Below are 16,203 nucleotides of genomic sequence, written 5' to 3' on the forward strand. Positions count from 1 at the left end.
TGGCAAGGTCAAATCCGAAGGGCTGAGACACTCGTCACACGACATCTGGCGGGCGCTCGCCGTCGCCACGATTTGACCTTGCCATCGGTGGAACGTTGGAGACTGGGAACCCACAATAAGTTGGATGGAAGGACATTCATGAAGATCGGCATCCTCGGAGCAGGATTCATCGGTTCGACGCTGGCGCGCAAGCTCGCGGAGGCAGGGCATGAGGTGAAGGTCGCCAACTCCCGCGGCCCGGAGACCATTGATGCGGCCGTCCTGGTGACAGGGGCGACTGCGGTCGCATCGGCCGACGTCGCCCGGGACGTCGACGTGCTCGTCACGTCGATTCCACTCCGTCGGATGACGGGCATCCGCGCCCTCGTCGAGGGGCTTCCCGCGCACACGGTCGTCATCGACACGTCGAACTACTACCCACTGCGCGACGGCCACATCGAAGCCCTCGACAGCGGGCAGGTGGAAGGTCTGTGGGTCGGCGAACAGATCGGGCGCCCCGTCACGAAGGCCTGGAACGCGATCCTCTCGGGCACCTTCGAGACTGAAGGACGACCGGCAGGGCAGGCAGGCCGCCTCGCCATTCCTGTCGCAGGTGACGATGCGGTCGGCAAGCGGGCTGCGATGAGCCTGGTGGAGGACACGGGGTTCGATGCCGTCGATGCCGGCTCTCTCTCCGAGTCGTGGCGCCAGCAGCCTGGCGCCCCCGCCTATTGCACCGCCCTGACCCGGGACGAGCTGCCGGCAGCCCTCGCGCGGGCCCAGAAGGACCTCCTGCCCGGTCGACGTGACCAGGCCATGGCGGCCATCGGGGAGAAGTTCGAATCACTGACCTCCGAGGAGATCGCTGCCCTCAACCGATCCATTTACGCATGAGCGCGGGGGACGGGTCGGAGCCCCTGGGAAGGGGGCCCCTCGTATGCCGGAGGTACGGGAGGCTCGCTGGGTAGCAGGATGCAGCGGAGAGGCCGCGCTCGAGCGTCAGTGCAGGACGTCGTGTTCTAGCCGACGGTGGCTGAGCCGGCGAGGACGGCGGGGAGAAAGCCGGGGAATGCCTTCTCCATGTCGTCGAGGCGGAGGAGGTTCATCCTTGCGTTGCCGACGACTTCGCGGATCATGACGCGGAGGCTCGAGAGCCCGTCTGGTCAAAACCACCGGACGCGTGGTTCTGGAGCGTGGTGACGACTGTGCGGACGGCAGTACGGTGGAGGGCTTCGGGGCGGCAGAGGATGTCGACGTGCCGGGCGAGGGGTAGGTCGTGGAGCGATTTCAGGACGATCCCGCCGCCCGGTGGCGGCGGTGCGGTGCGGCGGGGCATCAGGGCGATCGCAGAACCGGTCGAGACGATCGCGGCCGCGATGAGGAACTCGTTGATGCGGTGCGTGACCGTCGGGGGTCTGCCGGCATGAACGGCGATGGCTTGCAGGGCGGACTCCAGTGGGTATCCGTCCTGGACGGACACCCACTCCTCATCGAGGAGGTCTGCGACACCCACACTGGGGGCGAGGGCGAGCCGGTGTCGGTCCGACATGGCGACGTCCAGGGGTTCATGCACCAGGGGTAGGACGGAGATGGTGTCCGGCCACGGCTTGCTGTGTTCGAGGCGGTGGGCGATGACCAGGTCGTAGTCGGCGGCGAGGGCCGGAAAGGCGTCCTGTCCCACGTCCCTGTCGTGCAGGACCACCCGCGGGTTCCCGTCGGCGGACAGAGCGTGGAGGAGGGGGCCGAACCAGGTCAGGCCGGCACTGGTGAACGCCGAGATACTCACCGTCGCGGTGGGGTCCTGCACGTACCGGCTGACGGCCTGCTCGGCGGAGCTCATCGCGACACTGATGTCCACCGCGGCCGATGCCAGGGCCCGGCCGGCGCCTGTCAGGACAAGGTTCCGTCCCTTGCGTTCGGTCAGGGGTACCTCGACCCTGCGTTGCAGCGCAGTGAGTTGTTGCGACACGGCGGACGCCGAGACATGGAGGGACCGGGCCACCGCGGCGAGGCTGCCCCGTTCGCCCAACTCGCGAAGCAGCCGCAACTGGTGAAGATCCATAAGCGAATCCTAAAGCCCTACTTCATCAACTACCCTCTCGTCTTACCGATGTTCGACCAGCAGAATGGCGAAGTGCTGTCATCACTGCTGTCCCGGACACCGGGAACCGTCCTCGCCGGTCATCGAGACACGTTCGGGCGGTTTGTTGCTGCACGCCGGGTGGATCTGCTCCTGCTGCTGGTCGCTCTCGTGTGGGGCAGCAGTTACCTCGCGGCCAAGACCCTCACGGAGACCGTCGGGGTCACGGTCATCCTTTCCCTGCGCTTCCTCATCACCACCGTGGCCCTGGTGGCACTCTGGTTGTTCTGGAACCGGCGTAGGGCCTCCCGCCGCGAAACGGTCGTGGGTGCGGTTCTGGGATGCACCCAGGCCGCTGTGCTCATCCTGGAAACCCACGGGATCGCCGGCACCAGCGCCACGAACGCCGGGCTGGTCATCAGTCTCGTCATCGTGTTCACCCCTGTGACCGAGAGCATCGCGTTCCGCGTACCACTGCCGCGCATGGTGCTCATCGCCGGGATCGTCGCGGTCGTCGGCGTGTGTCTCCTCGTCTCCGGGGACGGGTTCGTGGCACCGACGCTCGGGGACATGCTCGTCCTCGCGGCCGCACTCGTGCGCGCTGTCCACGTCACCGCGGTCTCGGTCCTCACCCGGGGACGCGGATTCAGCGCGCTCATGCTGACCCTGATTCAAAGCGCGGTGTGCGCCCTCATCTACACCCTCGCCGACTACCGAGGCGTGCTCCACGCCGTGCGGCACTTCGATACCGGCGAGTGGGTCGGCGTCCTCTACCTCGGACTCGCCTGCAGTGTGTTCGCGTTCCTCGTGCAGACCTGGGCCATCCAGCGCACCTCAGCATCGAGGGCCAGTCTCCTCATGGGCACCGAACCCATCTGGGCGGTCATCGTCGGACTCAGCATCGGGCAGGAGACACTCGATGTCCTCGGCATCATCGGAGCCGTCCTCATCATCACCGGCACCTACCTCGGACTACGCGCCGAAGCCCGCCACCGGACACCACACGTCCCGGTGCCCGTCTACCCATGACCGTCCGGCTCGCCGTCGCTTCCGTGCATGGTCCAGGACGCCCGCGCGTGCCCGGCACGGCGGCCCATCGCTCGGCGGGCAGCGTGGTGCCGGCCTTCCCGGAGCAACCGATCCGAACGCGTCGAACCTCTCGGCGGGCGCCAGGGTGGTCAGAGGGAGCGCAGGAACCTGCGTGCCTGCTCCCTGCCGTCGACCTGGTGGGTGAGTCGCTGTCCAAGCGCTTCGACGACATCCTGGGCGATGGCGTTGACCTTCCGGTTCGTGTCCTGGCTGTGCTGGCTCAGCACGTCGAACGCATCCTGGAGGCTGATACCCATGCGGCCGGCGAGGATCCCCTTGGCCTGGTCGATGGTGCTGCGCTTGGCGACCGAAGCGGCGACTGCTTCGTTCGCGAGCCGGTGGGAATCGGCGTGGATGGACTGGGTGAGGTCGATCAGCAGGCCCCACACGCCGATGCGTTCCCCGTCCTCCAGGAGTGGCCCTCCCACGACGAGCGTCTGGAAGTCCTTGCCGTTGCGGTCCTGCAGGGTCAGATAGGCGGACAGTGGGCCGTCCAGGTCGGTCGCCTCGGCCCAGAACGCAGCACTGCTCTCACGCATGGTCGGGAGGACGTGGCTCTGACCGAGCTCATATGTCGGTACGATCTCGCCGGGCTCGTACCCGTGCATGAGGAACATCTCGTCGGACCAGTGAAAGGTATCGGTGGCGAAGATGTACTGGAACGTGCCTGTCGGGCAATTCTCGAAGATGTCGGACGGCGCGTCGAAGCCCCGACGGGTCGGAGGCGACGGGTCGGATGACTGCACGAGGAGACGGCTCTCTACGGGACGTCGCAGAGCTGGCTGCTCAACTCTGTTCGTACCGAAGAGTAGCAAGCCTCACCGACACACGAGAGTCCACCTACACCTGCCCGGGATGCAGATCGGTGCGCGGACGAGCAGCTTCCCTCCGGCGGGAGGGTCAGGAGGTTCGGGTCGCATGGACGGCGAGACCGTAGAGGACGGGATCAAGCTCCCACAGCGCCTGTTCCAGGATGGACCGGTCCGCTGCCGGGAGAGGGGCAAGCCCACAGATGTAGGCCTCGATGTCCAGGGGGGTGAGGTTTCCGCACAGTCCGAAGTAGTCCAGCCACAGAGCATAGGGCTGCACCCCGATGAGGTGAGCGGCGTCGGAGAGCGCGGTGTGATGCTCGGCGGCGTTCATCGGCTTGCCCATCACTGCCCCTCCTCACGAGGTCGTGGTTCCACCGTAGACCCATCCGCGTACACCTGCCGGTTGCGTGCCATCTTCGGTCCCCGCATTGCATTCTCATCGTCGTGCAGGGTGCCTCGCCGCAACCGGCTGCGGATGGGGGGGTCCCGGACCGGACGAGGCCTGAGCTCGGCGCACCGAGCGACCAGGACGTGACGTGGATCGAGTCCGACGACTGACAAGCGCCTCCGCAGCACAATGCGCCGTGACTCCGGATGGGGCAGAGGTGGGGGGGGTAGGGTTGTGAGTTGTCGTTGAGCAGAAGCGGCAGTGCACGAGCGCGTGCGCCCATCGAGATGGGTTCCTGCGCCGTCTGCCGATGACTGCCGAGCGAGGTTGATTTCCTTGATGACGAACCGCGAGACTGCTGCAACGGGTACTCACCGTGACGCGACCTCCCAGCGAACACCGAACGATCGTCCCGATGAGTACGGGACAGGGGAGACCGAGTACGGGACCGGCGAGACGTCCGTCGTCCTGCAGAACCTGGTCCTGGACAGCCCCGACGTCGAGGAATTCCTGACCCATCTCGCCCGATTCGCGGCAGAGCGCCTCTCCGGGCACGACTCCACGGTCCGATGCGGAGTGACCCTGCTGCGTCCGAGGAAGCAGGGGACGGCAGCCAGCAGCGACCAGGTCGCCCGGCGGCTCGACGAACTGCAGAACGCGTCGGGGAACGGACCGTGCCTGGAAGCGACCCGCACCGAGACGCGCGTGTACGTGCGCGACGTCGCCGACGACGATCGGTGGCCGGAGTACTTCACCCTGGCCCACGCCCACGGTGTCCGATCGATCCTCGCCGTACCAGTCCTCCTCAGCGGGGAAGCGGCGGCCGCCCTGAACCTGTACGCGGACACACCGGATGCGTTCGGACCGGAACGGATCGCCCTGGCGCAGCAGTTCGCCGACGAAGCATCCCAGGGGTTGCGATTGGCCGTGAGGATCGCGCACCTGACCGACACGGGACAGAATCTGACGGTCGCGATGACCTCGCGGACGACGATCGATCTCGCGGCCGGAATCATCATGTCCCAGAACACGTGCAGTCAGCATGAGGCGATGACCATCCTCAAAGCCTCCGCCAGCGCCAGGAACAGGAAGCTCCGCGACCTGGCTGCGGCCGTTGTCGCTTCCGTCAGCGGGCAGGCACCGGTCACACACTTCGAGCACTGATCGGGCAGGTGGTCGGGTCTGCGACGGCGGTCCGGCCGCGCTGGTGTCCCTCACCGCGCACCGGAAGCGACGCGTCGCGAACCGGGACCTTCCGGTGGAATGCATCACCGCTGTACTGTGATCGCGTGATCGCCCCCGATATCTCCCAGGACGCCGTCGCCGTCGCGGATCACTACGACGAGCTCGATCCGGTCTATCGTCGCGTCTGGGGCGAGCACGTCCATCACGGGCTATGGACGACAGGGCGCGAGACGCCCGCCGAGGCCGTCGAGGCGCTCGTCGACACTGTCGGCGACCGACTGCGTCTCTCGCCCGGCGAGCGGTGTGTCGACATCGGCTGCGGCTACGGATCCACCGCACGGCGGCTCGCGGCGATGCGCCAGGTCATCGTCACCGGCTTCACGCTCTCCGCCGCGCAGGTCGACTATGCCGCCGCACATCCCGTCCCCGACGTGGAGATCACGCTTCGTGACTGGCTCGTCAACGGACTGGCCGACGCATCGGCCGACGCGGCCTGGGCGATCGAGTCGAGCGAGCACATGGTCGACAAGCCCGGGTTCTTCGCCGAGGCGCATCGTGTCCTGTCACCCGGCGGCCGTCTGGTCGTCTGCGCGTGGCTCGCCGAGACCGATGCGAGCGACGTGAAGGTCCGCCATCTGCTCGAGCCGATCTGCCGCGAAGGGCGTCTGCCCTCCATGGGCACGCGCGAGGAGTACGAGGCGATGGCGCGAGCGGCCGGCTTCGCGGTCACCGGTTACGAGGACGTCAGCCGCAACGTCGCGCGCACATGGTCGATCTGCGCCCGCCGCATTGTGAAGGCCTTGCTCGTCGATCGTGAGACCCGTCGTCTCGCGATCGGTGGACGGAATCGCATCTTCCTCCTGAGTGTGCCCCGCTTGATCCTGGCCTACCGCACCGGTGCCATGCGCTACGGGATCTTCACGCTGACGAAGGCGGAGGACGGCGGAGCATCACGCTGAACGGTCCGACCGACGTGGCACGAGCCACTGTTCGCCGACGCTCCTCCGGGCGAGCACGCACGTGCGACCGTTCGCATGAGGAGGCCGGCCCTGGATCGGCTGCCCGGCGTCATGGTACCCGTCCGGTCCTCTCGTACCCGGGTCCCGACGGATCCTAACGACGGCGCCGAGCGTTCCGATAGTAGGCCGCACACAGGCATGACAGGCCCCGGGGTCGCCCCGGTCTGGACAGGGCCCGGACTGCAGACGCCATCTGCCCGTACGAAGGACCGAGATTGTTCACGAACCACCTCCGCCGATCCGTGGCGGCCGCTGCTGTCACGGCCGCCGTTCTGCCCCTGCTCGCAGGGGTGGCGCTGCCGGCCACGGCGGCGACGACCGTCTGCACGCCGATGACGCAGAGCGTCCACCAGAGCATCAACCCCACGTCCAAGGCTTCCCTGCTGACCACGTCGTCGACCGAGGTGACCAGCGCGGCCACCAGGAACGGCTTCACCGACAAGCGCGGTGTCGTCTTCAAGGTCTCCCCGGCGGCGAGGCCCGGACTGGTGCCCGTCCATCGGATGTACAAGGGTGGTGACTTCCTGTTCGTCGCCGATACTGCCGGCGTCGGTGAGTACGAGAACGCACAGACCAGGTACGGGTATGTCAGCCAGAAGATCGAGTTCTACGCCTCCGCGACGAAGGTCGGCTGCGGGCTCGAGGTGCGCCGCTACCAGAAGGGCGCCCTCCACCGCTTCTCCGCATCACCGGCGGACCAGGCGAAGCTCAAGGCCGCCGGCTGGAAGGACGAAGGCGCCAAGTTCTGGGCGCAGACCGCCGTCGCTCCGGCACCTGTTCCGGCCCCCACCGCGGCTCCGGTGCCCGCGCCGACGACCGCTGCCCCTGCACCGGTCGTGACCCCGACGCCCGCGCCGTCGCCGACACCGGTCCCGACACCGGTGCCGACGGTGGCTCCCGCACCGTCCCCGTCGCCGTCCCCGACTCCGGTCGTTCCCGCCCCGGCCCCGGCACCTGTCGTTCCGGCTCCCGCACCTGCACCTGTCGTTCCGGCTCCCGCACCTGCTCCTGTCGTCCCCGCTCCGGTCGCAGTCGCGGCGTCCGGTTCCGCCCCCGTCGGCACGACGTCGTACCCCGTCCCCGCGGACGCGATCTTCGTCGCCGGGAACGGGAGCGACACGGCGCGCGGCACGCAGGACTCACCGCTCAAGACGATCAAGGGCGCGGTCACGAAGGCCGTCAGCGGGCAGACCATCGTCCTCCGCGCCGGTTCGTACCTCGAAGCGGTCAAGATCCCGTCCACCAAGCGCATCACGCTCCAGGCATTCCCTCACGAGGAGGTGTGGCTCGACGGCAGCGTCCCGGTCTCCGGTTTCACGCCCGAGGCGAGGGCCTTCGTCGTCGACGGCTGGACAGCCGAGTTCGACGCGAGCCCGACATACACCTGGGGCAGCGCCGACGGCACCCAGCCGGGCTGGTCCTTCGTCAACCCCAGCCGCCCCATGGCCGCGCACCCGGACCAGGTGTGGATCGACGGCACGGCCCAGCGCCAGGTGAAATCCCTCGCCGACCTGACCGCCGGCTCCTTCTACGTCGACTACGGCGCTGACCGCCTCTTCCTCGGATCGGACCCCGCCGGCAGGCAGGTCAGGGCCGGTTCGATCGCCAAGGCCATCTCGGTGCAGTCCGCCGGCTCGGAGCTCAAGGGCATCGGTGTCCGCCGCTTCTCACCCTCCGTGCCGCACATGGCCGCAGTGACCCTGGAGAGCAGCAACATCGCGGTCGAGAACGTCGTCATCGAGCAGACCTCCACGACCGGACTCGCGGTATCCGGGACGGACGTCCGCCTGAAGGGCATCACGCTCACACAGAACGGCATGCTCGGCGCGTCCGCGACGTACGCCGACCGGCTGTCGGCAACCAACCTCAAGGTGACGGACAACAACACCGAGGGTTTCAACAGTGCGCCGGTGGCGGGTGGCTTCAAGATCGGCCGCACCCGGACCGTGCAGGTCCAGGACAGCACGTTCACCGCGAACAACGGCACCGGACTCTGGTTCGACGAGTCCGTGGTCGATCTCACCGCGTCCGGGAACAGGATCACCGGGAACAGCGGCCACGGGATCTCGGTCGAGATCTCAGCCCGTGCCGTCGTCGCCGGGAACGTCGTCGCCGGGAACAAGGGCCACGGCCTGAAGATCAACAACACCAGCGACGTCGAGGTCTGGAACAACTCGTTCATCAGCAACGGGCGACCCGTCAACATCGTCCAGGACGCACGACGCGCCGCGGACCGCGGCACACCGGGCCACGACCCTCGCCAGGCGTTCCCTGATCCGACGATGACCTGGATCAACGGTCCGGTGACCGTCCGCAACAACGTGATCAGCGGTACCACCGGCAATTGCCTGCTGTGCGTCGAGGACTACTCGGGCCAGTTCTCGGCGGAAGCCATGGGCGTGACGACGGCGGGCAACGTCCTGCACCGCGCGACGGTGTCCGCTCCCACCTGGCTCGTGGTCTGGTCGCGGGGCGCCGGCAACCCGGCCGTCTTCACGACCCTCGACACGTTCAGGGCCGCGACGGGACAGGGGAGGAGTGACACGGAACTGACCGGGGGAACCGTCGCCGACCCCGCCACCTTCCGCGTGAGTGACAGCGCGCGATCGGCGGCCGTCGCCCAGCCGCTTCCCGCCCGGATCGCCGGCCTCCTGCGGCTTCCTTCAGGGACGTTGCTGACCGGACCCGCCGCCGGCTGACGCACGTCCGGCCGCTGCCACCATCGACGCCCGGGACCTGACGGCGGGCCCGGGCGTCAGCAGTGGTTGTGGCGGCCCGAGGCGGGCTCGAGCTGCAGGGTGGAGTGGCGGATGTCGAAGTGGTCGCCGATGCACGTGTTGAGGTCGCTGAGGATCCGGGGGGCGGATCCGTTGTCGAAGGCGTCGTCGTCGACCTGTACGTGCGCGGTGAGTGCGGGCAGGCCCGAGGTGATGGTCCAGGCGTGCAGATCCTCCACCAGCACCACGCCCGGGACCTCCTCCATGTGTCGGCGCACTTCGGCCAGGTCGGTGTCACTGGGGGTGGCCTCCAGCAGGACGAGCACCACGGCTTTGAGCAGGCCGTAGGCGCGCGGGAGGATCAGCAGGCCGATGGCGATGCCGGCCAGTCCGTCCGCCGCCAGGAACCCGGTGGACCAGATGATTAGGGCGGCGACGATCACCGCGGCGGAGCCCAGCAGGTCACCCAGCACTTCGAGGTAGGCGCCGCGGACATTGAGGCTCTCCTTCCGCCCGCCCGTCAGCAGGCGCAGGGCGACGATGTTCGCGACCAGGCCGAGTGCGGCTGCCACCAGCATGACCGGTGCGTCGACGTCGGCCGGGCCCAGGGCCCGCCTGGTTCCCTCGATGAGCATCAGGACCCCGATGACAGCGACGACCAGGCCATTGACGAGGGCGGCGAGGATCTCCACGCGCTTCCACCCGAAGGTGCGGCGCTCGGTCCCGGGTCGGGCCGCCAGGCCCGTGGCGACGATCGCGATCCCCAGACCCGCCGAGTCGCTGAGCATGTGTCCGGCATCGGCCAGCAGTGACACCGATCCGGACGCGAGTGCGCCGACGACCTCGATCAGCATCACCGATACGGTGATGGCGAGTGCCCCGATCAGCCGTCGCCGGTGGAATCCGCCGGCGGTCCGAGCAGTGCCGATCCCATGGCTGTGGCCGTGGCTGTGGCTCATCGCCCACCGCCCGGCAGGCGGGCGAAGTCCCGGTCCGTCCCTGATGCCGCATGGTGGTCGAGCGGATCCTGGTCCGGTCCGTGCGGATCGATCAGGCGTTCGCCGGCGTGCAGGAGTTCATCGAGGCCGGAAGTGGCCAGCCGGTACAGGGTCGCACGACCGTCAGGGGCCGCCTCGACGAGGCCGGCACCCTTGAGGACCGCCAGATGGGCCGACACCGTGGACTGGGCCAAGCCGAGATGCGCGGAGAGCTCGCCCACCCGGTGCGGGCCGTCCGCCAGGCAATGCACCAGGGACAGCCGGGCAGGCTCGGCCAGCGCACGGAACAACCGCGCGACCGCGTCATGCTGGTGCAGATCGTAATTCATCGCCATCCAACGATTATATCGGTATCGATCGATCGGAAGGAAGCGTCGGGTCCGTCTGCGGCCGCGACGGCCGGGATGGTCGGAGGTCCGCCTGTCCCGTGCTGGAGCACTTTGCTCCACGCCGGAACCCGACTACTCCTGCGACGGTGCCGCACCCTCGGCGGTCGTCCGGGCATACGATTCCGAGACCCGGCGGTAGACAGGCGTCAGGAACGCCAGCACCGCGGCCGCGATGATGATGATCCCCGCCACCAGGAACACGAGGGCGATGCCCCGGGAGGTGCCCTCGCCCAGCAGGGGGGCGAGGTGCGAGCTGCCCTCGGCCGATCGTGCATAGGGGATGATCCAGAACTGCGCGATCGGCGCGATCAGGAACGCGGTGACGGGCGCTGCCGCGGATTCGAACGCCATGGCGAATCCGAATACACGCCCCTGCCGCTGCAGGGGGACCACCCGCTGGATGACCGTCTGCTCGGCGGCCTCCACGAAGGGGACCAGGACGAGGTAGAGCCAGATGCCGGCGACGTACAGCCACGCCCACTCGCGCACCGTGAAGGCCGCACCGACGATGCCCATCAGGACGACGGCGATGAGCATGGTGCGCAGCGGGTTGGCTCCGAGGCCGAACTTGCCGATCAGGGCGCCGCCCACCAGGAACCCGGTGGCGCCGACCGCGAACCAGGTCCCCCACAGCTCCACGGGGAACAGCTCCAGCCCGTAGGGGTCCATCAGGGCCATGTAGACGCCGCCCACGAAGTTGTTGAACGTGGAGAACAGGATCAGCGCGAACAGTCCGGAGATGGCCAGGACGGCAGCGAAGGAGCCACGCAGGTCGAAGCCGCCGTGGGCGTCCGTCGCGGCCGCGCGCACCTCTTCGGGCATGCGCAGCGTGAGCAGGTGCGCGAACGCGAGAGCCGTGAGCACTAGGGCGACGACGATGGTCCAGCCCATGCCGATCAGCCCGACCGACAACCCGGAGAGCACCGAGGTCACGATGAACATGAGTCCCTGCACCATGCCCACCAGCCCGTTGGCGTTGGCCCGCCGGTCCGGTTCGATGAGGATGGTGACCGTGGTGGCGAGGGCGATGTTCCGCATGTTCTCGACGACGGCACCGATCAGGATGATCAGGGTGAAGGCCCAGAACCACGGCTGTCGCAGATCCAGCAGGGTGGCGGCGGGCGTCAGCAGGAACATCCCTCCGGACAGTACGAACATCACCAGCGTGAAGCCGGCGGCGAAGCGCATCACGGCCAGCTTGCGGTAGCGGTCCACGAAGGTGCCGAAGCTGATGCTGGAGAGGGCGATCAACAGCATGTAGGCACCGCCGATCACTCCGGTGGCGATCACGTTGCGGGTCTGCAGGTAGGCCCAGAACGTGAGGGCGAACCACAGGTAACTGGTCGTGATGTTCGCGACCCCGGTGTTCACCAGGATGCGCAGAAAGGTGCGGGACCGCTCCGCCGGACTGCGGACGGACGTGTGGAGCGACTCGCTGTCGGGCCGGTCCTCGGAGTCGCCGGGCTGCCGAAAAGGGACGGCGACGTCCTCGGAGAGGCCCGTGCTGCCATGCGGAACCGCAGCGGCCCCCGGCGGGACCGGTTCCTGCCCGGTCATGCGCCCCAGTGTACTGAGAATGAACCGGGACGGGAACGCTTGCCGCAGGGCAGGATGGACGTATCGGGACGACGAAGGAGGACCGTACTGTGGCGCCGAATGCCCCGGAGCAGCATCCCGTCCTTCTGCGATATCCCCTCCGGGGCCTCCTCCTGGTCCGCAACAGCCCGGCCCGGAGGGTACCCAGTCACGGCACCGATCGGATGGGGACCACCTACGCCATCGACCTCGTGCCCGTCGATGCTCGCCACCGTACGGCCGGTCGGGGCTGGCGCGCGCTCGTCGCGACGGAACCGCCGGAGGACTTCTTCGGGTTCGGGGTCCCGGTACTGGCACCCTGCACGGGTGTCGTCGTCGTCGCCCACGACGGCGAGAGTGACCACGAGGCCCGCCGGTCGCAGCTCCACCTGCTCGCCTACGCGCTGGGCCAACCGCGCCGTCTCCGGGACGGTGCGGGTGCGATCGCTGGCAATCACGTCGTCATCGCCCTCGCCGCGGGCGGCCCCTTCGTGCTCGTCGCCCATCTGCGCCAGGGTTCGCTCGCCGTCCGGCGCGGCGACCGGGTGACCGCCGGTGCCCTGGTCGGGGAGTGCGGGAACTCCGGGAACAGCACACAACCGCATGTGCACGTCCAGGCGACCGACAGCATCGACTGGCCGCTCGCCCGTGGCCTGCCCATCGCCTTCGAGGGCTCCGCGGGTCCGGAACTCCCCGCCGAATACCGGATCGTCATCGTCCCCTGAGCCGGTCATCGGTCGACGCGCGGTAGCGGGGTCAGGCGCCGAGGATCCGCGCCGCAGCCGCCTCGGACTCGAGTTGTTCCGGGGTGAGCACCGATCCGCGCAGGAATCCCGCCCCACGCAGCATCGTCCTGATGTCCTCGACGCCGTAGGGCTCGGGCCAGCGGCTGTGGGCCACGACGTGGCAGGTGGGGCACAGGGGTATGAGGTCGACGAGGGGGTCGACCTCATACCCGGCCTCGAGGTGCGCGTGCGGCGTGATGTGGTGGACCTGCATCACCGCGGGGCCCTCGATCCCGTAGACCTGTTCGGGATCCAGCCCGCACGCATGGCATACAGAACCCCGGTGGGCCATCGCGACGCGCCGCAGGTCCCGGTCCCGCTCGAACCCGTTGACCGGCACGCGTCGGACGGCCGACGCGGGCAGGGCGCCGGGGACCGGGTCGAGGGACGCGCGGTCCGGGGGGTTGGCCTCCGCCCACAGCATCCGGACGGCGAGTTCCGCCGGACCGTCGATGAATCGCACCGGGGGTTCTCCGGTGCGGAGATCCGGTAGCCGTCCGGCGACGTCGGCACATGGCACCTGGTCGCCGCGGGGCAGCAGGAGGTCGAGATCGACGTCGATCTCCACCGACCCGGCCTCCAAGCACGTCGGAGAGCGGATTGCGGCAAGGGTGCCGTGTCCGATCAGGCCGTGCTGGGCGGGACGCGCGCCCACCGCGAGCAGCCATACGTCCAGGCCCTCGACCAGGGCGGGGTCGCCCGGCACCTGCCACTCCTGCCGGACGACGCCGGTCCTCCGGACCGTTTCGACGTCCGCCGCGTAGACGCCGGTCCACCCCGGCTGCCCGGGGTCCCACCCGATGATCAGTGCCGCCATGCCATCGAGTGTGCCACGACCGGGCGCCCGGACGGGTCCGGAGGACGGCCGGGGTGGTTCGTCGGGCGTCAGGCCCGCAGCAACCAACGGACCGCGGCGTCCCGGTCCAGGAAGAATCGGGTCTTCGTCGCCGATCTGACCATGAACGCCATGAGGACGCGGTCGACGTCGTCGTACCCGAGGATGGCGATCCGTGCTGGATGCTCGTAGGCGAGGACGAGCTCCCTCGCTGCCCAGGTGACCTCCCGAAGGGCGGAGACCTCGACCAGCAGGGGAAGACCGCCGCGGCCGGATGCGGCGATCACCGATCCCGCGACCGTGATGTCCTCCCGGTCGATGATGATCCGCGGCTGCCAGCGCAGGCAGAGCATGAAGGGCAGGGCGGTCACCGAGAGCCGCCCCTCGCCGGTCCTGCCCGGTGCCTGGTCCGTGCATCGGGGCATCACGTGTGCATCCAAATCGGGTAACCGCCTCAGGCGACCTCGGAGCGGCAACTCACAGTACTGTCGGGGATCTCGGCCGGGCCGCTCGCCGGCGGCAGCCCGCGCAGGAGCACGCCGACCGACATGCATTCGGACCTGCATCCCGGACGGATGGGTCACGGGACGAAAGACTTTCGGATCCGTCGGCAGCGCTCCCCGACGGAGGTCAGAGGTTCCAGGCCGGCCGGCCGTCCCACACGCCATGGGCGTCGAACGTGGCGATGATGGCGCGGACTCCGGGGGCGAGGACCGGCAGGCCGTCATCGACGGCGGTCAGCGGACCGTAATGCCGCAGCTGCGCCATCTCGTTGGCGAAATGCAACGCCCTCGCATGATCGGTCGCGAGCCCCACACCACCCGCCGCGACGGCTTCCAGCGCGGCCTGGGCCTTCCCGAAGAGGACGGCATGGGCCAGGTCGAGGGCGGTGGTACCCGGGTCCTCGGCGGCCGACGCGTCCCAGGCCCGCAGAGCGGCGTCCTCCTTCAGGCGCACCCCTGCGTCGTCCCAACTGTTCGCCATGTCGTCCCCCGATGATCGTCCCGTCCCTCGAGATCCCAGCGTCGCAGGCGTGGTTCCGGGCGACAAGCCGGCCGCAACCCGGATGCGAAGTTGTTAGCGGCCCGTGACCTGTGCAGCCGACGCGGATCGTACGCGTTCGCGCGGCAGGGTCGTGGGCCACATCCGCTCGTGCCAGACTGGTGGGCATGTGTCCACGCCCCGCGGAGCCTCACGACCCATCAGCCGACGCCGAGAACAGCAGTACGACGCCATCCGGACCGGAGGGACGCCACCTCGCCGTCCGCCTCGACGACGCCTGGCTGAGGCTGCAGACGCGCCTCGCCGTCCGGCGCGGCCGGGTCGAGACCGTCATCCCCTACACCGGGTACGGCACGACGTCGTGGGTCCGGGTACTGGCGCGCGTCGTCCTCAGCGATCCAAGGGACACCGGGCACGGCCCGGACGACGGCCCCCTGAAGCCGATCAAGGAGGGCATGCGCGGCTGGCGCAACTTCACGAATGCTCCGGTGGCCCACGCCGTCGTGCATGTGACCATCGACGGCGTCGTCCATGACGTCACGGCGGACCGCGGCGGCATCGTCGACGCTCGCATCCCGGTGGACCTCGAGGCGGGCTGGCACACCATCTCGCTCCATTCCGGTGCCTCCAGGGTCGTCGAAGCCCCGATGCGCGTGGTGGCGGACGGGACGGACTTCGGCGTCGTCTCCGACATCGACGACACCGTGATGGTGACCGCGTTGCCGCGCCCGTTCCTGGCGGCCTGGAACACCTTCGTGCTCGATGAGCACGCACGCATGCCGACGCCGGGCATGGCCGTGCTGTACGAGCGGATCGTCAGGACGCTGCCGTCGGCGCCGGTGCTCTATCTCTCGACCGGTGCCTGGAACGTCGCGCCGACCCTCTCCCGTTTCCTCTCCCGCAATCTCTATCCTGCCGGGCCCAAGCTCCTGACCGACTGGGGGCCCACCCGCGATCGCTGGTTCCGCAGCGGCCAGGAACACAAGCGGACGTCGCTCGAGCGGTTGGCCGAGGAGTTCCCCGGCGTGAAGTGGCTGCTGGTGGGCGACGACGGCCAGCATGACGAGGCGATCTACTCGGAGTTCGCGCAGCGCCATCCGCAGAACGTCCGCGCCATCGCGATCCGTCAGCTGTCGGTCGGAGAGGCGGTGCTCGCGGGTGGCCGCTCGAAGGCCGGGGTGCCGACGACACCGGGGATCCCGTGGATCTACGCTCCCGACGGAGCAGGGATGTCGGCAAAGCTGGAGGAACTCGGCATCATCCGGAGCGAAGTGCGCTCGGCGGACGTGCCCGAGGAAGCGGACTGACCCCGCCCCTCCGGGCATCGTCCTGATCCCGGCGGGCCGGGGA

General features: G+C 68.8%; 16 protein-coding genes. 7 read left to right on the top strand and 9 right to left on the bottom strand.

The window, feature by feature from the left end; all coding sequences use genetic code 11:
- The first annotated feature begins 138 nt into the window (after nt 1–138).
- Nucleotides 139–873, top strand: coding sequence for an NADPH-dependent F420 reductase (locus ACX80U_RS05870; RefSeq protein WP_459267738.1), 735 nt, complete (start codon nt 139–141; stop codon nt 871–873).
- Between the two features lie 238 nt (nt 874–1,111).
- Here ACX80U_RS05870 and ACX80U_RS05875 read toward each other — a convergent pair whose 3' ends face one another.
- On the bottom strand, nt 1,112–2,041 hold the full coding sequence (locus ACX80U_RS05875) for a LysR family transcriptional regulator (protein ID WP_459267739.1): 930 nt from the start codon (nt 2,039–2,041) through the stop codon (nt 1,112–1,114).
- Between the two features lie 72 nt (nt 2,042–2,113).
- Between ACX80U_RS05875 and ACX80U_RS05880 the strand changes: the two genes are divergently transcribed.
- Nucleotides 2,114–3,088 carry a DMT family transporter gene (locus tag ACX80U_RS05880; protein ID WP_459267740.1) on the top strand — a complete coding sequence of 325 codons (975 nt, stop codon included), beginning with the start codon at nt 2,114–2,116 and terminating at the stop codon, nt 3,086–3,088.
- A gap of 149 nt (nt 3,089–3,237) precedes the next feature.
- Here the strand turns inward: ACX80U_RS05880 and ACX80U_RS05885 are convergent, their stop codons facing one another.
- Both ACX80U_RS05885 and ACX80U_RS05890 read right to left on the bottom strand, forming a co-directional pair.
- A complete protein-coding gene (locus ACX80U_RS05885; protein ID WP_459267741.1) occupies nt 3,238–3,894 on the bottom strand; it encodes an ANTAR domain-containing protein in 657 nt (218 codons plus the stop codon).
- Nucleotides 3,895–4,048: 154 nt separating this feature from the next.
- Entirely contained in the window at nt 4,049–4,303 is a 255-nt protein-coding gene (locus tag ACX80U_RS05890; RefSeq protein WP_133081734.1) for a hypothetical protein, read from the bottom strand.
- Nucleotides 4,304–4,687: 384 nt separating this feature from the next.
- Between ACX80U_RS05890 and ACX80U_RS05895 the strand changes: the two genes are divergently transcribed.
- From ACX80U_RS05895 to ACX80U_RS05905, 3 genes are all read left to right on the top strand, one after another.
- Nucleotides 4,688–5,512 carry a GAF and ANTAR domain-containing protein gene (locus ACX80U_RS05895; RefSeq protein ID WP_459267742.1) on the top strand — a complete coding sequence of 275 codons (825 nt, stop codon included), beginning with the start codon at nt 4,688–4,690 and terminating at the stop codon, nt 5,510–5,512.
- 125 nt (nt 5,513–5,637) lie between these two features.
- Nucleotides 5,638–6,492 (top strand): SAM-dependent methyltransferase, encoded by an 855-nt coding sequence (locus ACX80U_RS05900; protein WP_459267743.1) that lies wholly within the window; start codon nt 5,638–5,640, stop codon nt 6,490–6,492.
- Nucleotides 6,493–6,767: 275 nt separating this feature from the next.
- Complete coding sequence (locus ACX80U_RS05905; RefSeq protein ID WP_459267744.1) at nt 6,768–9,251, top strand: right-handed parallel beta-helix repeat-containing protein; 2,484 nt, start codon at nt 6,768–6,770, stop codon at nt 9,249–9,251.
- A 56-nt stretch (nt 9,252–9,307) separates the two neighbouring features.
- Here ACX80U_RS05905 and ACX80U_RS05910 read toward each other — a convergent pair whose 3' ends face one another.
- The 3 genes from ACX80U_RS05910 to ACX80U_RS05920 form a co-directional block, all read right to left on the bottom strand.
- Nucleotides 9,308–10,228, bottom strand: coding sequence for a cation diffusion facilitator family transporter (locus tag ACX80U_RS05910; RefSeq protein ID WP_459267745.1), 921 nt, complete (start codon nt 10,226–10,228; stop codon nt 9,308–9,310).
- On the bottom strand, nt 10,225–10,602 hold the full coding sequence (locus ACX80U_RS05915; RefSeq protein WP_459267746.1) for an ArsR/SmtB family transcription factor: 378 nt from the start codon (nt 10,600–10,602) through the stop codon (nt 10,225–10,227). Before ACX80U_RS05915 ends, ACX80U_RS05910 begins: the two co-directional genes overlap by 4 nt.
- Before the next feature lie 126 nt (nt 10,603–10,728).
- The gene (locus ACX80U_RS05920; RefSeq protein WP_459267747.1) at nt 10,729–12,213 is read right to left on the bottom strand and encodes an MFS transporter; all 1,485 of its coding nucleotides are present in this window, start codon (nt 12,211–12,213) and stop codon (nt 10,729–10,731) included.
- An 89-nt stretch (nt 12,214–12,302) separates the two neighbouring features.
- Here ACX80U_RS05920 and ACX80U_RS05925 point away from each other — a divergent pair, with 89 nt between their 5' ends.
- Nucleotides 12,303–12,956: a M23 family metallopeptidase gene (locus tag ACX80U_RS05925; RefSeq protein ID WP_459267748.1), complete on the top strand. Its 654-nt coding sequence runs from the start codon at nt 12,303–12,305 to the stop codon at nt 12,954–12,956.
- 31 nt (nt 12,957–12,987) lie between these two features.
- Here ACX80U_RS05925 and ACX80U_RS05930 read toward each other — a convergent pair whose 3' ends face one another.
- The 3 genes from ACX80U_RS05930 to ACX80U_RS05940 form a co-directional block, all read right to left on the bottom strand.
- Entirely contained in the window at nt 12,988–13,833 is an 846-nt protein-coding gene (locus ACX80U_RS05930; RefSeq protein ID WP_459267749.1) for an HNH endonuclease, read from the bottom strand.
- A gap of 68 nt (nt 13,834–13,901) precedes the next feature.
- Nucleotides 13,902–14,279, bottom strand: a complete 378-nt coding sequence (locus tag ACX80U_RS05935) for a hypothetical protein (RefSeq protein ID WP_459267750.1) — start codon at nt 14,277–14,279, stop codon at nt 13,902–13,904.
- A 202-nt stretch (nt 14,280–14,481) separates the two neighbouring features.
- Entirely contained in the window at nt 14,482–14,835 is a 354-nt protein-coding gene (locus ACX80U_RS05940) for a hypothetical protein (protein ID WP_459267751.1), read from the bottom strand.
- 185 nt (nt 14,836–15,020) lie between these two features.
- Between ACX80U_RS05940 and ACX80U_RS05945 the strand changes: the two genes are divergently transcribed.
- Nucleotides 15,021–16,160 (top strand): App1 family protein, encoded by a 1,140-nt coding sequence (locus ACX80U_RS05945; RefSeq protein WP_459267752.1) that lies wholly within the window; start codon nt 15,021–15,023, stop codon nt 16,158–16,160.
- The last annotated feature ends 43 nt before the right edge of the window (nt 16,161–16,203 follow it).

It is taken from the genome of Arthrobacter sp. TmT3-37, assembly GCF_054510835.1.